The following is a 16645-nucleotide window of genomic DNA, read 5'->3' on the forward strand; positions in this document are numbered from 1 at the left end:
GAATCTGCTGTTGCTTGGAAACTGGCAATTGAACGTAAAGATGGCCCAACATCGCTAATCTTCTCGCGTCAAAACCTAGCGCAACAACCACGTGATGCAGAGCAAGTTGCTAACATCGCGAAAGGTGGTTACATCCTGAAAGATTGTGCCGGTAAACCAGAGCTTATCTTCATCGCAACAGGTTCTGAAGTTGAACTAGCAGTAGAAGCGGCAGCACAACTAACGGCTGAAGGTCGTCAGGTTCGCGTAGTTTCTATGCCAGCAACAGACGTGTTCGACAAGCAAGACGCAGCGTACCGTGAAGCAGTATTACCAGCAGATGTTACTGCTCGTGTTGCTGTAGAAGCGGGTATTGCTGACTTCTGGTTCAAATATGTTGGCCTAAATGGTCGTATCATTGGTATGACAACATTTGGCGAATCTGCACCTGCAGGCGAGCTATTCAAAATGTTCGGTTTCACCACTGAAAACGTAGTGAACAATGCGAAAGAGCTTCTAGCTTAATTTGCGAAAGCAGAGCTGGCTTCTTCTTGTCAGTTCTGTTTTATAACGCAACGCGAATACTAAAAATAAAAAAGTTCTACCTCTCGCAAGAGAGATAGAACCGAATCCCTTCTTACATTGCCGGACTTTCGTCCGGCTTTTTTTATCTAAAACGCTCACAATGTTTAACTACGCAAAAAACCAAGTGAGATCATTAATACCAATAAGGTTCAGTGTGGTTCAGGCTTATTCTTGATTCATATGTATCCACAACTCTTCACCGCGCCATTGTGTTTGCCACACAGGTAATTGGATACCTTGCTGTTCGATACACTCACCTGTTGCCAGCTGAAAGTGTTGTTTGTACAAAGGCGAAGCGACGCACAACTGGCCTGCAATGTCACCGACAATACCCCGACTGATCACAAAGGCTTTTCCTATCGGATCCCAGTTTCCTACTGCAAAAACCTGTTCTTGGATTGACGGTAAATAAAACAGTGCAAGTTGCTGTTGTTCAACCAATGCGGCCCGACCTGATTCAGGGATAAGTTGTTCACGATGGCATACTTTAGTCCACATTATTGAATCTCCTTCAAAGGGATACGCTGACCGCGAATACGTTGATAACCCGCTTGTGGTGTCGTGATTTCAGGGTCTGTTTTTGTATTCACAAATTGGGTGAAACGCGCCAGTTTTTCCTCTGAATTTAATGTGGTTTGCCACTCACACTGATAACTATCAATTACATGTGCCATCTGGCTTTCAAGTTCATTCGCAATACCGAGTTCGTCATCAATCACCACTTGTTTCAGGTAAGCTAATCCCCCATCTACGCTTTCAACCCAAACTGACGTACGCTGTAGCCGATCCGCTGTTTTGACATAGAACATCAAGAAGCGATCGATATACTGAATTAATGTGTCTTTATCGAGATCTGAGGCAAACAAGTTCGCATGGCGTGGGCGCATCCCACCATTGCCACCCACATAGAGGTTCCAGCCATTTTCGGTTGCGATTATGCCGATATCTTTGCTTTGAGCTTCAGCGCACTCTCGGGTACAACCTGAGACCGCGAACTTCAATTTATGGGGAGAACGTAGCCCTTTGTAACGGTTTTCTAGCTCTATTGCTAAGCTAACAGAATCATCTACACCATAACGACACCAGGTCGATCCCACGCACGACTTCACTGTCCGTAGTGATTTCCCGTAAGCATGCCCAGTTTCAAATCCTGCATGAATCAAGGCCTCCCAAATCGCGGGTAATTGCGACAGTTGAGCACCAAATAAATCAACCCGCTGCCCTCCGGTTATCTTGGTATAAAGATCAAATTTCTGTGCGACTTCGCCTAACACAATCAATTTATCCGGTGTGATTTCACCACCCGGTACACGAGGAACAACCGAATAACTGCCATCTTTTTGAATATTGGCAAGAAAAGCGTCGTTAGAGTCTTGGAGGGGTTGATGGTGAGATTCCAGCACATGTTCATTCCACAATGTGGCAAAAATTGAGGCGGCTGTCGGTTTACAGATATCGCACCCTAAGCCTGTTCCATATTGATCCATTAATTCATCAAAGGTGCGGATCCCTTCAACTTGGCAGAGGTGGTACAAAGCTTGGCGACTATAAGCAAAGTGCTCACACAAATGATCACTCACTTCCATGCCCATTGCGGCCATTTCGTCATCAAGAATGGTTTTTACCATGGTGCCACACCCACCACACCCAGTTCCTGCCTTAGTGCATAGCTTTAGCTCTCCAATATCATGACAACCCGCCTGCACTTTCGCCACCAGCTCTCCTCGGGTAACGTTATGGCAAGAACAGACAATGGCATCGTCATTTTGAACGCCTGATAGCATCGAAGTATCAAATAATAAATGCGCAGCATGTTCAGGTAAGACGATTTGATTAAGGTAGCACTGCAATAACGCATCGTAATCGCTATTATCTCCAACCAATATGGCACCCAATAAACGTTCACCTTTGGCATCGGTGATCAATTTTTTGTAGCTACCGATTTGGTTATCTTGCAGTACGACTTCTCGTGCACCTTCCGTTTGCATTTGTGCATCACCAATGGAGGCGACATCGACACCGAGTAACTTCAATTTGGTACTCATATCCGCGCCGCTGAAGGCTTTCTTCCCCCCTAATAGGTTATCTGCTGCAATGCGTGCCATGGTATAACCCGGCGCCACTAACCCAAAGATGCGTTGCTGCCACAATGCACACTCCCCTATGGCAAAAATGGCAGGATCATTGGTTTGGCAATGATCGTTAATCACGATGCCGCCCCGCTCTCCGATATCGAGCCCAGCCAATCTTGCCAGTTGATCTTGCGGTCTGATCCCCGCGGAAAAAACCAGTACATCGACTTCTAACGGTTCGCGACCTTTAAAGGTCAAACGATGCTTCGCGGTTTCACCGTCGCAGATAGATTCAGTGATCATCGATGTATGTACTGATACCCCAAGATCAGTCACTTTTTGCGCCAGTAATTCACCCGCTCCCTCATCTAGCTGCACTGGCATTAGTCTTGGCGCGAATTCAACCACATGGGTTTTTACCCCCAGCAAGCGTAGTGCATTTGCCGCTTCTAACCCGAGTAAGCCACCACCAATAACGGCCCCTGTTCTAGCCCCATCACAAGCTTTACGAATGGCGCACAAGTCATCCAAAGTACGATAAACAAAGCAATTTTCGCGATCATAGCCTTTAATCGGCGGTACAAATGGGGTCGAGCCAGTCGCCAGAACCAATTTGTCATACCCAAGGATCACCTCACTGTCTAATTCAACCCGTTGTTGCGAACGATCAATATGGGTTACGCAACTGCCCAGCACCAATTCAATATTATTATCTTGATACCACTGGCTATCACCCAGCATGAGGTCGCTGTGATCTTTACCCGAGAACAGCGATGAAAGCTGAACGCGATCATAAGCGGCATAACGCTCTTCACCGATCACGGTAATATAAAACTGATTGGTGGCACCTTGCTCAACTAATTGCTGCACTAAGTGATGACCCACCATACCGTTCCCGACGATAATTAAATGTTCCTTATCCATATAGCCTCCTAAGCAACTCTCTGTTTTTCGGACGACGTGATCGGTTCTACTTTGCGCTGCTTTTCATACAAGAAACGCAACACTTGCTGACGAAGATGCTGATACGTTTCATCGTTTGCCAATTCAATCCGATTACGTGGCTTTTCGATCTCAACATCGAGTACTTCACCTATGGTGGCGGCAGGGCCGTTGGTCATCATCACTATCCGATCTGATAGCAATACCGCTTCATCAACATCGTGGGTGATCATAATGACGGTGTTTTTCAACTCAGCCTGAATCGCCATTAGCGCATCTTGTAAATGCGCACGCGTCAGCGCATCAAGAGCTCCAAATGGCTCATCCATGAGCAACACTTTGGGCTTCATGGCTAACGCCCGAGCAATCCCAACGCGCTGCTTCATTCCTCCTGAAATTTCATCAGGGCGTTTATCGGCAGCATGGCTTATTTGCACTAAATCGAGGTAATGCATAACCGCTGGGCGCAGGGCTTTTTTGCTCATGCCTTTGTTCACTTGTTTAAATGCTAATTCCACATTTTGATATACATTCAACCAAGGTAGTAGCGCGTGATTTTGAAACACCACCGCCCTATCAGGCCCTGGACCCGAAACTTCTTTATTACCCACAATGACGCCACCATCTGTGGGTATTTGCAGGCCTGCAATCAAATCCAACACCGTTGATTTACCACAACCAGAATGCCCAATTAACGAAATGAACTCGCCTTGCTTAATGGTGAAATTGACGTTTTGCAATGCAACAAAGTCACCTTGCGCGGTAGGGTAGCGCATGCCAAGCTGCGTCAATTCTAAAAACGTTTTATTGGCCGTTTTATTCGCAGAGACATTCGCTCTTGTGCCTATCTTCGGGCTTGCCTTAGTGCTTTCATTCGTCACTGTATTCATGCTTTTAGTCATAACTTGTCCTTATCTGCTCACATCACTCATGTCTCTCATGTCTCTCATGTCTCTCATGCCTAGCGCAGCAATTGCTGTTTATTCCACGACACTTTCTTTTGTAGCGCGAGCATGGCGCGGTCCAATAGCAGCCCTATCAAGCCGATAACAAATACAGCCACCATGATCCGTCCCAAAGAGGCCGAGCTGCCATTTTGAAATTCGTCCCATACAAACTTTCCTAAGCCCGGATTTTGCGCCAACATTTCAGCGGCAATGAGCACCATCCATGCGATCCCTAGTGACAAACGTAATCCCGTAAACATCATCGGGGTTGCAGACGGTAAAACGATGGTGCGCACATGCTGTAAGTTCGATAACTGTAAGACACGACTCACATTCATCAGGTCTTTATCGATATTGGCGACACCGACTGCGGTATTGATCAAAGTGGGCCACAAACTACACATGGCAACGGTAAACAGCGAAATGACAAATGATTTAGGAAAAAGCGGATCACTACTGACATAAACAGCACTGACAACCATGGTCACTATGGGGAGCCACGCCAACGGTGAAATAGGTTTAAGTAACTGAATAATGGGGTTTACTGCCATATATAAACTGTTATTAATACCTAATAAGATACCGAGCGGAATCGCAATCACCGATGCCAAGACAAACCCACAAGCCACCGTCACTAAGCTCGTGATTATTTGGTCAAAGAAAGTGGGCTTCCCCGTATACGGGCGAGTTTTCACTTTAGCGTCGGGATTTTTCGCCAGTTTTTCGGCATTACGTTTTTCTTGGCGTAACATAAACGCGTCGGCTTTTTCTGCTTGCGCAAAATGCTCGTCAACTAAATAAGTGAATTGCTGGTAGGTTTGCGTTGGACCAGGCAAAGCACCTAACGAGGTTTGTATTTGCTTTGCGGCTAAGTGCCAAACGAATAAAAAAATAAGGAGACCAATCACAGGAAGTAACAAGGTACGCGATTGATTAAGCATGATTTTTCTATCAGGCATACGACGTAAAAGTGCAATATTGTTCGACATAATCGTCCCTTAGATCGCGTGATCATCTTTTAAGCCAATCGCAAACTGCTTCAGGTACGCATTAGGCTGTTTACCGTCGTAGGTGATGCCATCAATGAAATGGGTTTGTGGTGAACGAAAACCATCTTCCACGTTAAAATCTGGAAAATCAGCGGCGTTCAACACCCCATCTTCAAGCAGCGCATTAACCGCTTGTTGATAGATGTCTGGGCGGTACACTTGCCTAGCAACATCCATGTACCATTGATCTGTTTGCTGCTGTGGAATTTGCCCCCAACGGCGCATCTGCGTTAAGTACCAAATCGCGTCGCTGTAATAGGGGTACGTTGCGTTATAGCGAAAGAAGACGTTGAAATCAGGTACGTCACGCTTATCGCCTTTTTCATACTCAAATGTGCCCGTCATGCTGTTCGCAATGACTTCCGCATCTGCGCCAACATACTCACTTTTGGCCAGAATTTTCACCGCTTCAACACGGTTGGCATTGTTGTTTGCATCTAACCAATGCGCCGCACGGATCATCGCTTTGATCACGCGAATATGAGTATTGGGGTATTTCTCCGCCCAGCTTTTCGATACCCCGAACACTTTCTCTGGATTGTTTTTCCAAATCTCATAATCAGTCACAACAGGCACGCCAATTCCTTTAAATACCGCTTGTTGATTCCAAGGTTCTCCTACGCAATAGCCTTTAATGGTGCCAGCTTCCATCGTCGCGGGCATTTGAGGAGGCGGTGTCACACTCAGTAAAACATCCGCATCAATCTGACCGCTATTGTCCCCTTTTTGAGGCGCATAATAGCCAGGGTGTAATCCTCCAGCCGCTAACCAATAACGAAGTTCATAATTATGAGTAGAAACAGGAAAGACCATACCCATATTGAAGGCTTTACCCTCATCAAGATAAGAATCAACCACAGGTTTTAATGCCGTTGCAGCTATGGGGTGCGCCACTTTTCCATCTGCATCAAGTGCCAGATTTGGCTTCATTTTTTGCCATACATCATTCGAGACAGTAATGGCGTTACCGTTTAAGTCCATGCTAAAAGCCGTAATGACTTCAGCCTGAGTACCAATCCCTATCGTTGCTCCTAGCGGTTGCCCAGCAAGCATGTGTGCACCGTCCAGCTGGCCATCGATAACCCGATCAAGCAATACCTTCCAGTTGGCTTGCGCTTCCAATGTGACATACAGGCCCTCATCTTCGAAAAAGCCCTTTTCATAAGCAACGGCCAACGGTGCCATATCCGTTAGCTTGATAAACCCAAACGCCAGATCTTCACGCTCTGGCTCTCCCACTGCGGCATACGCAGGTAACGTAAATACTGCACCAATACAGCACAACCAATGCGACACTTGCCTAGGGGGGGACCACATCCTTGTTTGCTTCATGTGTTGCTCCTCTATATCAAAAAACTTTTTAGCCACGAATACCGAGATAAAAAACACAAACAAAAAACGCCACTGCTTCATGAAGAAACAGTGGCGTCGTTGCCAACCTCTCATGCCCGCCGTTGAGCTAGGGAGGTTAGTTCTCAATGGAAAACCATCGAGTCATATTTTTTGAAAACTACTCGGTACTAGTACCGTAATAAACCGTAATTTTGCTGAATGTTATTACCAAAAGCGCGGGTTAAGCGCTGCTCTTAATGATTTTTTAGCGACTTGTCTTATCACCTTTCATAAACAATCCATTTTTTGTGCCAAGATAATTGTATTTTTAATAACTAATAATCAAACACTTAACTACATACGAAATTCGTAACCATAAATACCGCTTCTAAATGGTGCAGCTTGCACCAAAGCTAACCTTGGCTTAGATAGATCTAAGAGCGAGAATCGCTTAATACACTCAAAGTCTGAACAATATTTCTCGCCACTTGCGCAAGAGATTGGCTGTTATTCATCGCCGCTACTCGCAGCGCTTTAAACGCACTCTCTTCATCTAAACCATGATGCGCCATGAGTAATCCCTTGGCTTTCTCGACCCACTTACGATCTGCTAATTTCTGCGTCAGCTGCTCAATTTCTGATTCTTGTTGCCGTTGACACTGACGAACCTGCTCTGCTCGAAACACCCATGCTGATAAATCAAATTGGCTATCAGCAGGTAACATGACATAACCATTAGGCTCTGGTAAGCGATTGATATCATTTTGATTAAGCTGTCGAAGCAGAATTAATAATGGGATATGTGAAGACGCGGCATGATTAACGATTACGCTTAATTCAGCACTAGGTTGCCGCCACGACACCACCAAAATACACTGTGAATACTGAGCCACCAAGGCATCAAGTTGATGGAAAGTGCACCCTATCACCTTGTCGTAATCAGCCGCCAACCTACCACTAATAACAGCTTGCTGTTGTAAATCATCGCTACAGACGATGAGTTGCTTTCCCTTCATTTACGCCCCCTCTTACCTGCATAATTATTCTTTTTATGATGCTGACTATCTGTAAGTAGAAGCAAATTACCTGCCATTTTCGCTAGCAAGAATGTCACGCTTAGATAAATTCAGGGAGGGATGGTTAAGAACAGGCCACCAGCTCTGATTTAGCCCCGATGATGGTAGCTGTTAATTCAGCCCTAAGTGTGACAACGTCACCAATTATCAGTAGTGCTGGCGACTCACCTTTCAACTTACGTGCAAGTATCTGTAAGCCATCAAGCTGATCAACATAGACCTGCTGCAATGGCGAGCACCCATGCGTTACCACAGCTACAGGTGTCGTCGCGGCTAAACCTGCCTGTAATAACCCCGTTTCAATCTCTATTGCTTTTTCTAGCCCCATATAAAACACTAACGTCTGCCCTTCGTTCGCTAGCATCGACCATGCGGGTAACGATCCTGTCACCACATGACCGGTAATAAAGGTGACAGAACGAGATACTTGGCGATGTGTCAGCGGAATAAACGATGAGGCCGCACAGCCGAGTGCAGCAGTGATGCCAGGAATAAACTCAAAACGGATATTATGTTGTACCAGCGCTAAGCCTTCTTCACCACCACGCCCAAAAATCAACGGGTCTCCCCCTTTTAACCGCACAACATACAAACCTTGTTGCGCCTTAGAGATCAAAAGTGCGTTAATATCATGCTGTTTTAAGCTAGGAAAACCACAACGCTTTCCCACATATAAATGTTCAGCATCGGGGTTGGCTAAGGCAATAATCTCTTGGCTGACGAGGCGATCGTAAACCAAGACATCCGCCTGCTGAATGGCTCTCAATGCTTTCACGGTAAGTAAATCAGGGTCGCTTGGGCCTGCACCCACTAAGCTTACAAAGCCTTTGCTCTCTACACTTTCATCTGCAATGCTTACCTTTGCAGCCACTTGCGATATATCAGTACGGTTATCTTGATACTCACGGTGCAGCGTAAAGTGATCATGAAATGCTGTATCTTGCTCTGACATTTTCATTCGCTTATCCATAAAATTCTCACTCCTTATGCCAACCATTACTCTGGATGAACATGACTTAATCTCGCTATCGGTCACAGGTTGTGCGTTACCGATGCGATAACTAGGCCGAATTGTTTTTCTACTTCAGGTAGACAAGAGCCACAATTGGTACCGCACTTTAACTGCGTTTGTAGTTGATAGAGGCTGACCACCCCCTCTTTTTCTACTGCATCTATGATCTGCTGATCGGTGACACGAAAGCAGCTGCAAATCAGCCGACTCGATTGCCGATCATGACTAAGCGCCGTTAATACTGGCGCCAACGAAAATGGCTTCGCTACCAATTCGCCGAACGTTGCAACATCAAGCACAATCGGATGGTAACTTAAGGCTAAGATCCCAGTAACAACTGAGTGCTCACCCATCATATTAAGTTCGACGGCGACATAACCCCATGATTGCTCAATGACTAATCGTTTAGCGACGCTTGGTAACAAAGATTGAGCAGAGGGTAAATCAGCCCTTTTTTCGTTACCCACTCTTTCATTACCCAAAAGCGTTTTTAACCACATCGCTAATGCTGCAGAGTCAGGATTAAAGCTAGATGGGCAATCAGCAGGCTTGCTTTGAGCAAAACGCCAAATGCCACTTTGCCAACTTTTTTGATAGCTACAATAATCGATATCGGGCAGCGCGGGCTCTTGGTCACCGAGGTACAAACCATGCAACATGTCTGGTGCTGGCGTGATAGTCACTTGGCTAGATTTAAACGCAGGCTGACCTGAGAGGGTATCAACAGTAGGTGCCACAACATGATTCACCGTATTAGGGCCACCAAACACCCCCGCCCAATGCATCGACATAAAAACCTGATCGCGACGCAACCCTTCATCACTCTGTAAACGCACGATAATTGCAGGGGGGATACTAGGTGAACAAGCAGAGTCAGGTAAATAAGCGATATCCGATAAAACCGTTGGCTCCACTGAAGACCGGTGCACAGATAACGTCGATTTCAGGGGAAATGAGCTTGGTGCGCGCAGAACCACTAGCTGCCCAACCGTTAAGCCTGCTTGTTGCACACTCAATGGATGCATGTAAACCGTGGGTTCAGCCTCAGATTGTGCCAATGCCGTAATATGGCCAGTACGCGTCATGGTGTGCCACTGATCACGCTGGCGACCAGTATTAAGCCACCAACGGGGTAAATCATGTTGTTCTGTATGAGAAGGCACAGGCTGTAACTGATGAGGCTGTAACTGATAAGATTGTAATTGAGCAGGCACTACAAGGTTGGCTTTAGCATTTGAGGTCGCAAAAACACCGTCGTGATAAAGAGGTTGGGGGTCTGTCACTCCCTGGTCTAATGGCCAACGCGTCGGTCGCCACTTGGCATAATCATCATCCGATATCGTCGCTAAGGCCGATAGATCAAGCTTAAAACGCGTCTTTTTATTAATCGCCGTTAGCGCAGCATATTCTCTGAAAATATCCGCTTCCGAGGTAAACGAAAATGCTTCCTCATAACCTAACTTACGTCCAACATCTGCAAGGATCTGCCAATCTGGTTTTGCAGCACCGGGGGGGGGCATAAATGCACGTTGGCGTGTCATGCAACGCTCGGAATTGGTGACCATTCCCGATTTTTCCCCCCAGCCAGCAGCAGGGAGTAAAATATCGGCATAGTAAGCGGTGTCGGTATTCGCACAGATGTCAGATACCACGACACATTCACATTGTGCTAATGCCGCTCTTACACGGGCACTATTGGGTAGAGATACCGCAGGATTAGTGGCAATAATCCATAAAAAACGAATATCACCACGGGCCACAGCATCAAATAAATCAACGGCTTTCAAGCCCGCTTTTTGTGCGAGATTTGGAGCTTGCCACGCTTGGCGGACATAACTGAGCGTATCTGGGTCAAAACCACGATGAACAGCTAACTGGTTAGCAAGGCCACCGACCTCTCGACCTCCCATTGCATTTGGCTGCCCAGTTATCGAAAATGGGCCAGCACCTTGCTTCCCTATTTTGCCACTGAGCAAGTGACAATTTATAATTGCATTGCCTTTATCTGCACCGTCTTCGGCCTGATTAATCCCTTGGCAAAACACAGTGATCGCTGTTGGGCTTGCTGAAAACCACCGGTAAAAAGTAGTCAGGGCTTGATCATCAACACCTAACTGTCGGGCGATGTTTGCAATCAAAAAATCAGGTCCCTGAACAACTTGCAATAGCTCATCGGCACCATTGGTATGCGCCTTAACAAAACGATGATCAATAGCGCCATGATCGACCATATAGCGAATCAGGCCATTAAATAGTGTTACATCACCATCGTTTCCAATCTGTAAAAACAAATCAGCCTGCTCTGCGGTAACCGTTTTACGCGGATCAATCACGACCAGTTTTACATTTGGGTTCTTTTCTCTCGCTTGTTGAATACGTCGAAACACCACTGGGTGCGTCCAAGCCGTGTTAGCACCAACTATTACGATTAAGTCGGTATCATCAATGTCTTCATAAGTCACTGGGACCACATCTTCGCCGAATGCACGTATATGTGCGACAACAGCGGAAGACATACACAACCTCGAGTTGGTATCGATATTAGCGCTACCAATAAACCCCTTCATTAGTTTGTTGGCGACATAATAGTCTTCTGTCAGCAACTGTCCTGAAACATACATCCCAATCGCTTCGGGGCCTGATTCCACAAGGATTTGTTGGATCTTATCGCTAATCACCGATGTTGCAGTGTCCCAGCTCACTTCTTGCTGAGATACCTTTGGGTACAGTAAGCGTGATGGCATACTGAGGCTATCCGCTAATGCTGTTCCTTTTACGCACAATGCCCCTTGGTTTGCAGGGTGACTAGCATCCCCTTCTATTTTGCCATCGCAAATTTTGACCCCACACCCCACACCACAGTATGGACACGCTGATTGAATGTTTTGTGATTGCATGTTTCTCCCTACCATTAGAAGACTGCGTTGTTTACCTTAAACGGCATAAAAAAACGCCTGCCCCTCAAAGGGACAGGCGTCAATGCCTATGCATAGGCCGCTCTATTGGCCCAAACGTATCTAAATGTGCTGTTATTTTTCCCGGTTTGCCTTAAATAAATAGCATTCATCATGCCAGATATTTTTCTATTTAACTTTCAATGAATTAGCTATCAGGCATGGCTCCTGAGTTCTGACGCTGCTTCGGATAGGGGCTTAGTTGCACCATAAATGTTCATTAATCCCTCCCGTCATACATCCTCTGTGGCGCCACCTCGGCATGATGTGCCTATTTTTTGACGACTTGTTACACAAAAAAGCCTAATCTCTTCACAATTCATCAGATATCTGTTTAAACTTGCAGCTATATCATGGATATAACGTCATAATATACGAGCACTTTTTGCCTTGCTTTATACCGTTTGATACAAAGTAAATTGAACGTTTTCCATCTAGTTGGATCTAACACACATTACAACGAATCGTAATTGATACATTCATTGACTATGTTAAACACACTAAATAAAGGGGCTCACAATGACGTGGCAACTACCTGAACTTCAATCGTTACTTAGCGCACATGACGGCTGGCAAGTTGAAGCTTCCGAGCAGACACTAATAATCAAAAATGAAGACCAAATCGAAGCATATCTTGCCGTTGCAGGTGAGCAGATTTTGGTTGAAGTACTGTTGTTTTCACAACAACAAGTAAAAGACGTCAGTGCATTGAACGAATTTGTTCTTCGCACTCATAAGATGTTCCCACTATCAACTATCGGTCTAAGCGATCTTGATGGTGAAAGCTACTACGTCGCGTTTGGTTCATTATCTTCACAATCAAAAGCTGAGAGTGTCGTTATTGAAGTCGCGACCCTATACCGAAATGTTGAAGCTTTCATTGAGCTTTACCAAGATCACCTAGCGGAGAATGCAGCATGAGTGTTTGGAAAAAACTAGTTACAGCCCTTAAAGGCGGCGCAAACGAAGCAGCTGAAGCTGTAGCAGACAATCAAGCATTACGTATTCTTGATCAAGAAATCCGTGAAGCAAAATTAGAACTCCGCCGCTCAGATGAAGCGTTGGTGAAAATTGTTGCTAAACGCAAGATGTCATCGCAAAAAGTGGCTAGCTTCGAACAAGGCATTAATGAATACGAAACACACGCCCGCGGAGCTATGGATAAAGGTCAGCAAGATCTTGCCCTAGAGTGCGCACAAAAAGTGGCAACATTGCGTAACGAGCAGCAAGCAGAACAGACTTACTTAGATCAGTTCACGCAATCAGAGCAAAGCATGCGCACAAACATTGCCCAAGCCAAAGACAAACTGCGTCAACTTGAGCAGCAAGTCGATGTCGTTAAAGCAAATGAAGCAGTACAAAAAGCACAAAGTGCCGTATCTGCGACTAACGTGGGCGCGAATGCAAAAATGCATACTGCTGTTGAATCATTAGACCGTATTAAACGTCGCCAAGCTGAAAAATCAGCACAACTTGAAGCGGCTGCGGAAATGGCAGAAGAACAATCAGGCAGCAGCCTTGATAAAAAATTGGCTGAAGCCGGTATTACTCCGGGCGGCACGCAATCAGCAGAAGATGAACTAGCACGTATCTTAGGTAAATAACCACTTACCGTGTGAATAGGAGGTTGTAGATGTCGATGTGGTTACTCTTACGTCGCTGGATGTTAACCCAGTTTGGTCAATTAAGTGGGCGAAACTTACTACTGTCATCGGTAATATATGCCGCAATTAGCTGGCTATTACTGCGTTTGGCTGGTGAGCAAGCACTTACGCACTCATTGACTGATTTCATCTACTACCTCTTTGTTACCGCCTCAACCGTCGGCTATGGCGATATGTCGCCAACGACCGATCTTGGTAAATGGGCGGTGGCCCTATTTGTTATTCCCGGTGGCCTTGGTCTTTTTGCCATCGGCGTTAGCCGTATCGCGAGCTTGCTGATCCACTACTGGAAAGGCGGGTTAATGGGAAAACGGAGTTTAAAAGTGAATAAACACATTCTGGTGCTTGGTTGGAATGAACAACGCACATTAAGCCTAATCAACATGCTATTGCATGAAGAACAAGGCCGTCGCGATATCGTACTGTGTGTTCGCCCTGAAATGGAAAACCCATTACCAGGAAAAATTGAATTTGTCCGTGTCGTCAGCTTTACCGATCACGCTGGCATGGCACGCGCAGGTGTCGCTGATGCTGATTGCATCATCATTGATAACCCAGAAGATGATGTCACCCTATCTGCCTCACTCTATTGCGCCAATCAAAACCCAACAGCGCATTTATTGGCTTACTTCAATGATGAAGCCTTGAGTGACCTTCTGAAACAACACTGCCCTAATGCCGAGTGCATTCCATCGGTATCCGTTGAAATGCTCGCTAAAGCGGCGGTCGATCCTGGCTCTAGCGAATTGCACCATGAGTTACTCAGCACCAACAAAGGGATGACCCAGTATTCGGTGAATTTCCCAAGCGACAAAGCTGAAACAACCATAGCGCCATTGTTCTCTTTATTTAAAAAACAGCATGATGCAATTCTAATCGCCATTGACAGCGGTGATGGCGTGGAGCTCAATCCTCCGCTAAATAAAGCAGTCACTGCCGATGCAAAACTGTTTTATATCGCAGATGAACGTGTTGATTCGTTTCACTGGCATAAACTAGGAGAGCATGATGTTTGATTGGCTGAAAAAGAAAATGGCCCCAGAAGCCCCAAAAATAGAGGTGCCTGAAGTACTCGGTTTGCGCCTTGGTGGTGCCTTTGAACTTGATGATTTGAAACTCAAGCTTATCGAACCCGATTTAATCATTGAAGGCGCGGCACGTACGCACCTTATTCAAGCCGTTGGTGAAGTCAATTTAGACGAGCAAACACGTTTATTACGTTACTACACCGACGACGATGGCTTTGTACAAGTATTACAGCATGGTCCCTCTGATGCAGATGTCAGCGAAGTGAAGCTGTACTACTTCTACCATACTAAGCCAATAGACTCGCAAACCCAGTGGCAAGATGCCCTTGATAATCAAATAGTACAGCCAAGTAAACAGCTTGAAGGGTACGATTTTGAAAAAGTGTGGGAAAACGAGCGCCCTGTCGCTATGACAGAAAAAACCTACCTTCTTGACGGCACCACAGCAGAAACCGACCAGTTTGTTATGGTTTATGAACGTGAAGCCGCCAGTGAGCAATATGAATCACTCATGATTGCAGGTGAAGAAAAGATCATCAAGAACCGTGCAGAATGGAGCCTTGTGACCAGTACTGGCTTTAACCTCACGCCGACAGATTTCACCTTAATCGGTTAATTTACATAAGATAGTTATAGGATTTATCATGGATGTTTTGAGTCAATCACTTGCCGGTCTTGGCGCATTTCTACTGTACTTTTCGCTGTCATTAGTCTTCTTGATGCTGTTCAAGTTTGTCTATGTTCGTTGCACACCGTATGACGAGTGGAAATTAGTTAAAGAAGACAAAAATACCGCTGCTGCTATTGCTTTATCAGGTTCTATTTTAGGTTACAGCCTTGCTGTTGCAGGGGCTGCTTCTAATTCAGTTAACCTCATCGATTTTGCAATTTGGGGCTTAGTGGCACTGGCTGCACAGCTGATTGCTTTTGTCATCGTACGCTTTGGTTTTATGCCTAAAATCGTTGAACGCATTGAGGCTGGTGAAATCCCAGCAGGTATTCTGATGGCTGCAACATCGGTGTCGGTAGGCCTTCTTAATGCTGCATGCATGACGTACTAGGAGACAGGCGATGAAACGAAGTGAACGAGTCGTCCTCGCCAGTATGCGTAAAAACTGGCGTCCGTACATGATTACACCGCTAACTGCGGTGTTTGCGGGTGTTGCGCTGACAGGTTGTAGCGATAACAGTACCGAAGCTGAAATTTACCACTCACTAGACGATTGTGTTAATGACAATCCAAGCTATACCGAGCAGTGCCAATCCGCGTATCAGTTTGCCTTAGATGAGGCATCGCGTACTGCACCTAAATACCAATCCATGAACGATTGTGTATCAGAGTTTGGTTCTAATGGTTGTATGCAATCGCCGGGTAATAACTGGTTTATGCCAGCGATGGCTGGGTTCATGTTTGCCCGTATGATGGACAATAACCGCGGCTATTATTCTCAGCCAATGTTCCGTTCTTACTACCCAGGCAGCGTATTCTACGATCGCTGGACCACAGCAGATGGTTACGATTACGGCCGCAGTTCATACCGCAAAACAACGGTACGAGTCGGTAAAGATCAGATGAAACCTAAAGCGACCACCAGTCGTACTATTTCCCGCGGTGGGTTTGGTTCAAGCGTATCGGCAAAATCTGGCTGGAGCAGCAGTAAATCATCAAGTAAGAGTTGGGGAGGCTAACCTCCTTACGCCCTCTCTTCCAATACCGTTCATACAATACAAATTGTCAGGCGGTATTGGTCCTTTTCTCAACATCGTTTTACCACAGAGTGAAATGCTCATTTAGCTAACATAGAACAACTCACCCTCTTACATGAGAGTTAGATCACAGCTTAAGCATCGCTTTTTCTTTTTATCGCAACAAAAGTCAACGCATGAACTTAACGGTCGCTTCACCACTGAATCAATAATAATAAAAATAGAATCAACAGCAACTTCTTATTATTGCTGACTAATTATTAGATTGTTAAGATTTATATTTAACAAATAGAATTAA

15 protein-coding genes are annotated in these 16645 nt (G+C 45.6%); 7 read left to right on the top strand and 8 right to left on the bottom strand.

Going from position 1 to position 16645, the window contains the following annotated elements; genetic code table 11:
- Positions 1-504, top strand: a 504-nt coding sequence (locus ASV53_RS15405; RefSeq protein ID WP_275657104.1) for a transketolase-like TK C-terminal-containing protein, incomplete at its 5' end; no start/stop codon positions are given.
- Positions 505-729: 225 nt separating this feature from the next.
- Here ASV53_RS15405 and nirD read toward each other — a convergent pair.
- The 8 genes from nirD to ASV53_RS15445 form a co-directional block, all read right to left on the bottom strand.
- On the bottom strand, positions 730-1062 hold the full coding sequence (gene nirD / locus ASV53_RS15410) for a nitrite reductase small subunit NirD (RefSeq protein WP_062691928.1): 333 nt from the start codon (positions 1060-1062) through the stop codon (positions 730-732).
- A complete protein-coding gene (nirB, locus tag ASV53_RS15415; protein ID WP_094957721.1) occupies positions 1062-3560 on the bottom strand; it encodes a nitrite reductase large subunit NirB in 2499 nt (832 codons plus the stop codon). The genes nirD and nirB overlap by 1 nt, the downstream gene beginning before the upstream one ends.
- An 8-nt stretch (positions 3561-3568) precedes the next feature.
- Entirely contained in the window at positions 3569-4354 is a 786-nt protein-coding gene (locus ASV53_RS15420) for an ABC transporter ATP-binding protein (RefSeq protein WP_239928809.1), read from the bottom strand.
- Positions 4355-4539: 185 nt separating this feature from the next.
- Complete coding sequence (locus ASV53_RS15425; RefSeq protein ID WP_094957722.1) at positions 4540-5514, bottom strand: ABC transporter permease; 975 nt, start codon at positions 5512-5514, stop codon at positions 4540-4542.
- 9 nt (positions 5515-5523) lie between these two features.
- Entirely contained in the window at positions 5524-6906 is a 1383-nt protein-coding gene (locus ASV53_RS15430) for a CmpA/NrtA family ABC transporter substrate-binding protein (protein WP_239928807.1), read from the bottom strand.
- 434 nt (positions 6907-7340) lie between these two features.
- Positions 7341-7922, bottom strand: coding sequence for an ANTAR domain-containing response regulator (locus ASV53_RS15435; RefSeq protein WP_094957723.1), 582 nt, complete (start codon positions 7920-7922; stop codon positions 7341-7343).
- Between the two features lie 124 nt (positions 7923-8046).
- Complete coding sequence (gene cobA, locus ASV53_RS15440) at positions 8047-8940, bottom strand: uroporphyrinogen-III C-methyltransferase (RefSeq protein ID WP_439126488.1); 894 nt, start codon at positions 8938-8940, stop codon at positions 8047-8049.
- Positions 8941-9014: 74 nt separating this feature from the next.
- On the bottom strand, positions 9015-11891 hold the full coding sequence (locus ASV53_RS15445; protein WP_094957725.1) for a nitrate reductase: 2877 nt from the start codon (positions 11889-11891) through the stop codon (positions 9015-9017).
- 576 nt (positions 11892-12467) lie between these two features.
- On the opposite strand from ASV53_RS15445, the gene ASV53_RS15450 reads away from it, so the two are divergent.
- The 6 genes from ASV53_RS15450 to ASV53_RS15475 are packed head-to-tail and all read left to right on the top strand — an operon-like array spanning position 12468 to position 16329.
- Positions 12468-12869 carry a DUF2170 family protein gene (locus tag ASV53_RS15450; RefSeq protein WP_062691936.1) on the top strand — a complete coding sequence of 134 codons (402 nt, stop codon included), beginning with the start codon at positions 12468-12470 and terminating at the stop codon, positions 12867-12869.
- Positions 12866-13552 (top strand): PspA/IM30 family protein, encoded by a 687-nt coding sequence (locus ASV53_RS15455; protein ID WP_094957726.1) that lies wholly within the window; start codon positions 12866-12868, stop codon positions 13550-13552. The genes ASV53_RS15450 and ASV53_RS15455 overlap by 4 nt, the downstream gene beginning before the upstream one ends.
- 29 nt (positions 13553-13581) lie before the next feature.
- Positions 13582-14628: a potassium channel family protein gene (locus tag ASV53_RS15460; protein WP_094957727.1), complete on the top strand. Its 1047-nt coding sequence runs from the start codon at positions 13582-13584 to the stop codon at positions 14626-14628.
- Complete coding sequence (locus tag ASV53_RS15465; protein WP_062691939.1) at positions 14621-15256, top strand: YjfK family protein; 636 nt, start codon at positions 14621-14623, stop codon at positions 15254-15256. Before ASV53_RS15460 ends, ASV53_RS15465 begins: the two co-directional genes overlap by 8 nt.
- Positions 15257-15284: 28 nt before the next feature.
- A complete protein-coding gene (locus ASV53_RS15470) occupies positions 15285-15701 on the top strand; it encodes a DUF350 domain-containing protein (RefSeq protein ID WP_062691941.1) in 417 nt (138 codons plus the stop codon).
- Between the two features lie 10 nt (positions 15702-15711).
- The gene (locus tag ASV53_RS15475) at positions 15712-16329 is read left to right on the top strand and encodes a DUF1190 family protein (RefSeq protein WP_062691943.1); all 618 of its coding nucleotides are present in this window, start codon (positions 15712-15714) and stop codon (positions 16327-16329) included.
- Positions 16330-16645: the final 316 nt, after the last annotated feature.

The organism is Photobacterium sanguinicancri (genome assembly GCF_002265265.1).
Taxonomy (GTDB): domain Bacteria; phylum Pseudomonadota; class Gammaproteobacteria; order Enterobacterales; family Vibrionaceae; genus Photobacterium; species Photobacterium sanguinicancri.

Bases quoted from the DNA above. Each gene is read 5' to 3' on its own strand.
- nirD (WP_062691928.1), bottom strand. From the start codon at position 1,062: ATGTGGACTAAAGTATGCCATCGTGAACAACTTATCCCTGAATCAGGT.
- nirB (WP_094957721.1), bottom strand. From the start codon at position 3,560: ATGGATAAGGAACATTTAATTATCGTCGGGAACGGTATGGTGGGTCAT.
- ASV53_RS15420 (WP_239928809.1), bottom strand. From the start codon at position 4,354: ATGCGCTACCCTACCGCGCAAGGTGACTTTGTTGCATTGCAAAACGTC.
- ASV53_RS15425 (WP_094957722.1), bottom strand. From the start codon at position 5,514: ATGTCGAACAATATTGCACTTTTACGTCGTATGCCTGATAGAAAAATC.
- ASV53_RS15430 (WP_239928807.1), bottom strand. From the start codon at position 6,906: ATGAAGCAAACAAGGATGTGGTCCCCCCCTAGGCAAGTGTCGCATTGG.
- ASV53_RS15435 (WP_094957723.1), bottom strand. From the start codon at position 7,922: ATGAAGGGAAAGCAACTCATCGTCTGTAGCGATGATTTACAACAGCAA.
- cobA (WP_439126488.1), bottom strand. From the start codon at position 8,940: ATGAAAATGTCAGAGCAAGATACAGCATTTCATGATCACTTTACGCTG.
- ASV53_RS15445 (WP_094957725.1), bottom strand. From the start codon at position 11,891: ATGCAATCACAAAACATTCAATCAGCGTGTCCATACTGTGGTGTGGGG.
- ASV53_RS15450 (WP_062691936.1), top strand. From the start codon at position 12,468: ATGACGTGGCAACTACCTGAACTTCAATCGTTACTTAGCGCACATGAC.
- ASV53_RS15455 (WP_094957726.1), top strand. From the start codon at position 12,866: ATGAGTGTTTGGAAAAAACTAGTTACAGCCCTTAAAGGCGGCGCAAAC.
- ASV53_RS15460 (WP_094957727.1), top strand. From the start codon at position 13,582: ATGTCGATGTGGTTACTCTTACGTCGCTGGATGTTAACCCAGTTTGGT.
- ASV53_RS15465 (WP_062691939.1), top strand. From the start codon at position 14,621: ATGTTTGATTGGCTGAAAAAGAAAATGGCCCCAGAAGCCCCAAAAATA.
- ASV53_RS15470 (WP_062691941.1), top strand. From the start codon at position 15,285: ATGGATGTTTTGAGTCAATCACTTGCCGGTCTTGGCGCATTTCTACTG.
- ASV53_RS15475 (WP_062691943.1), top strand. From the start codon at position 15,712: ATGAAACGAAGTGAACGAGTCGTCCTCGCCAGTATGCGTAAAAACTGG.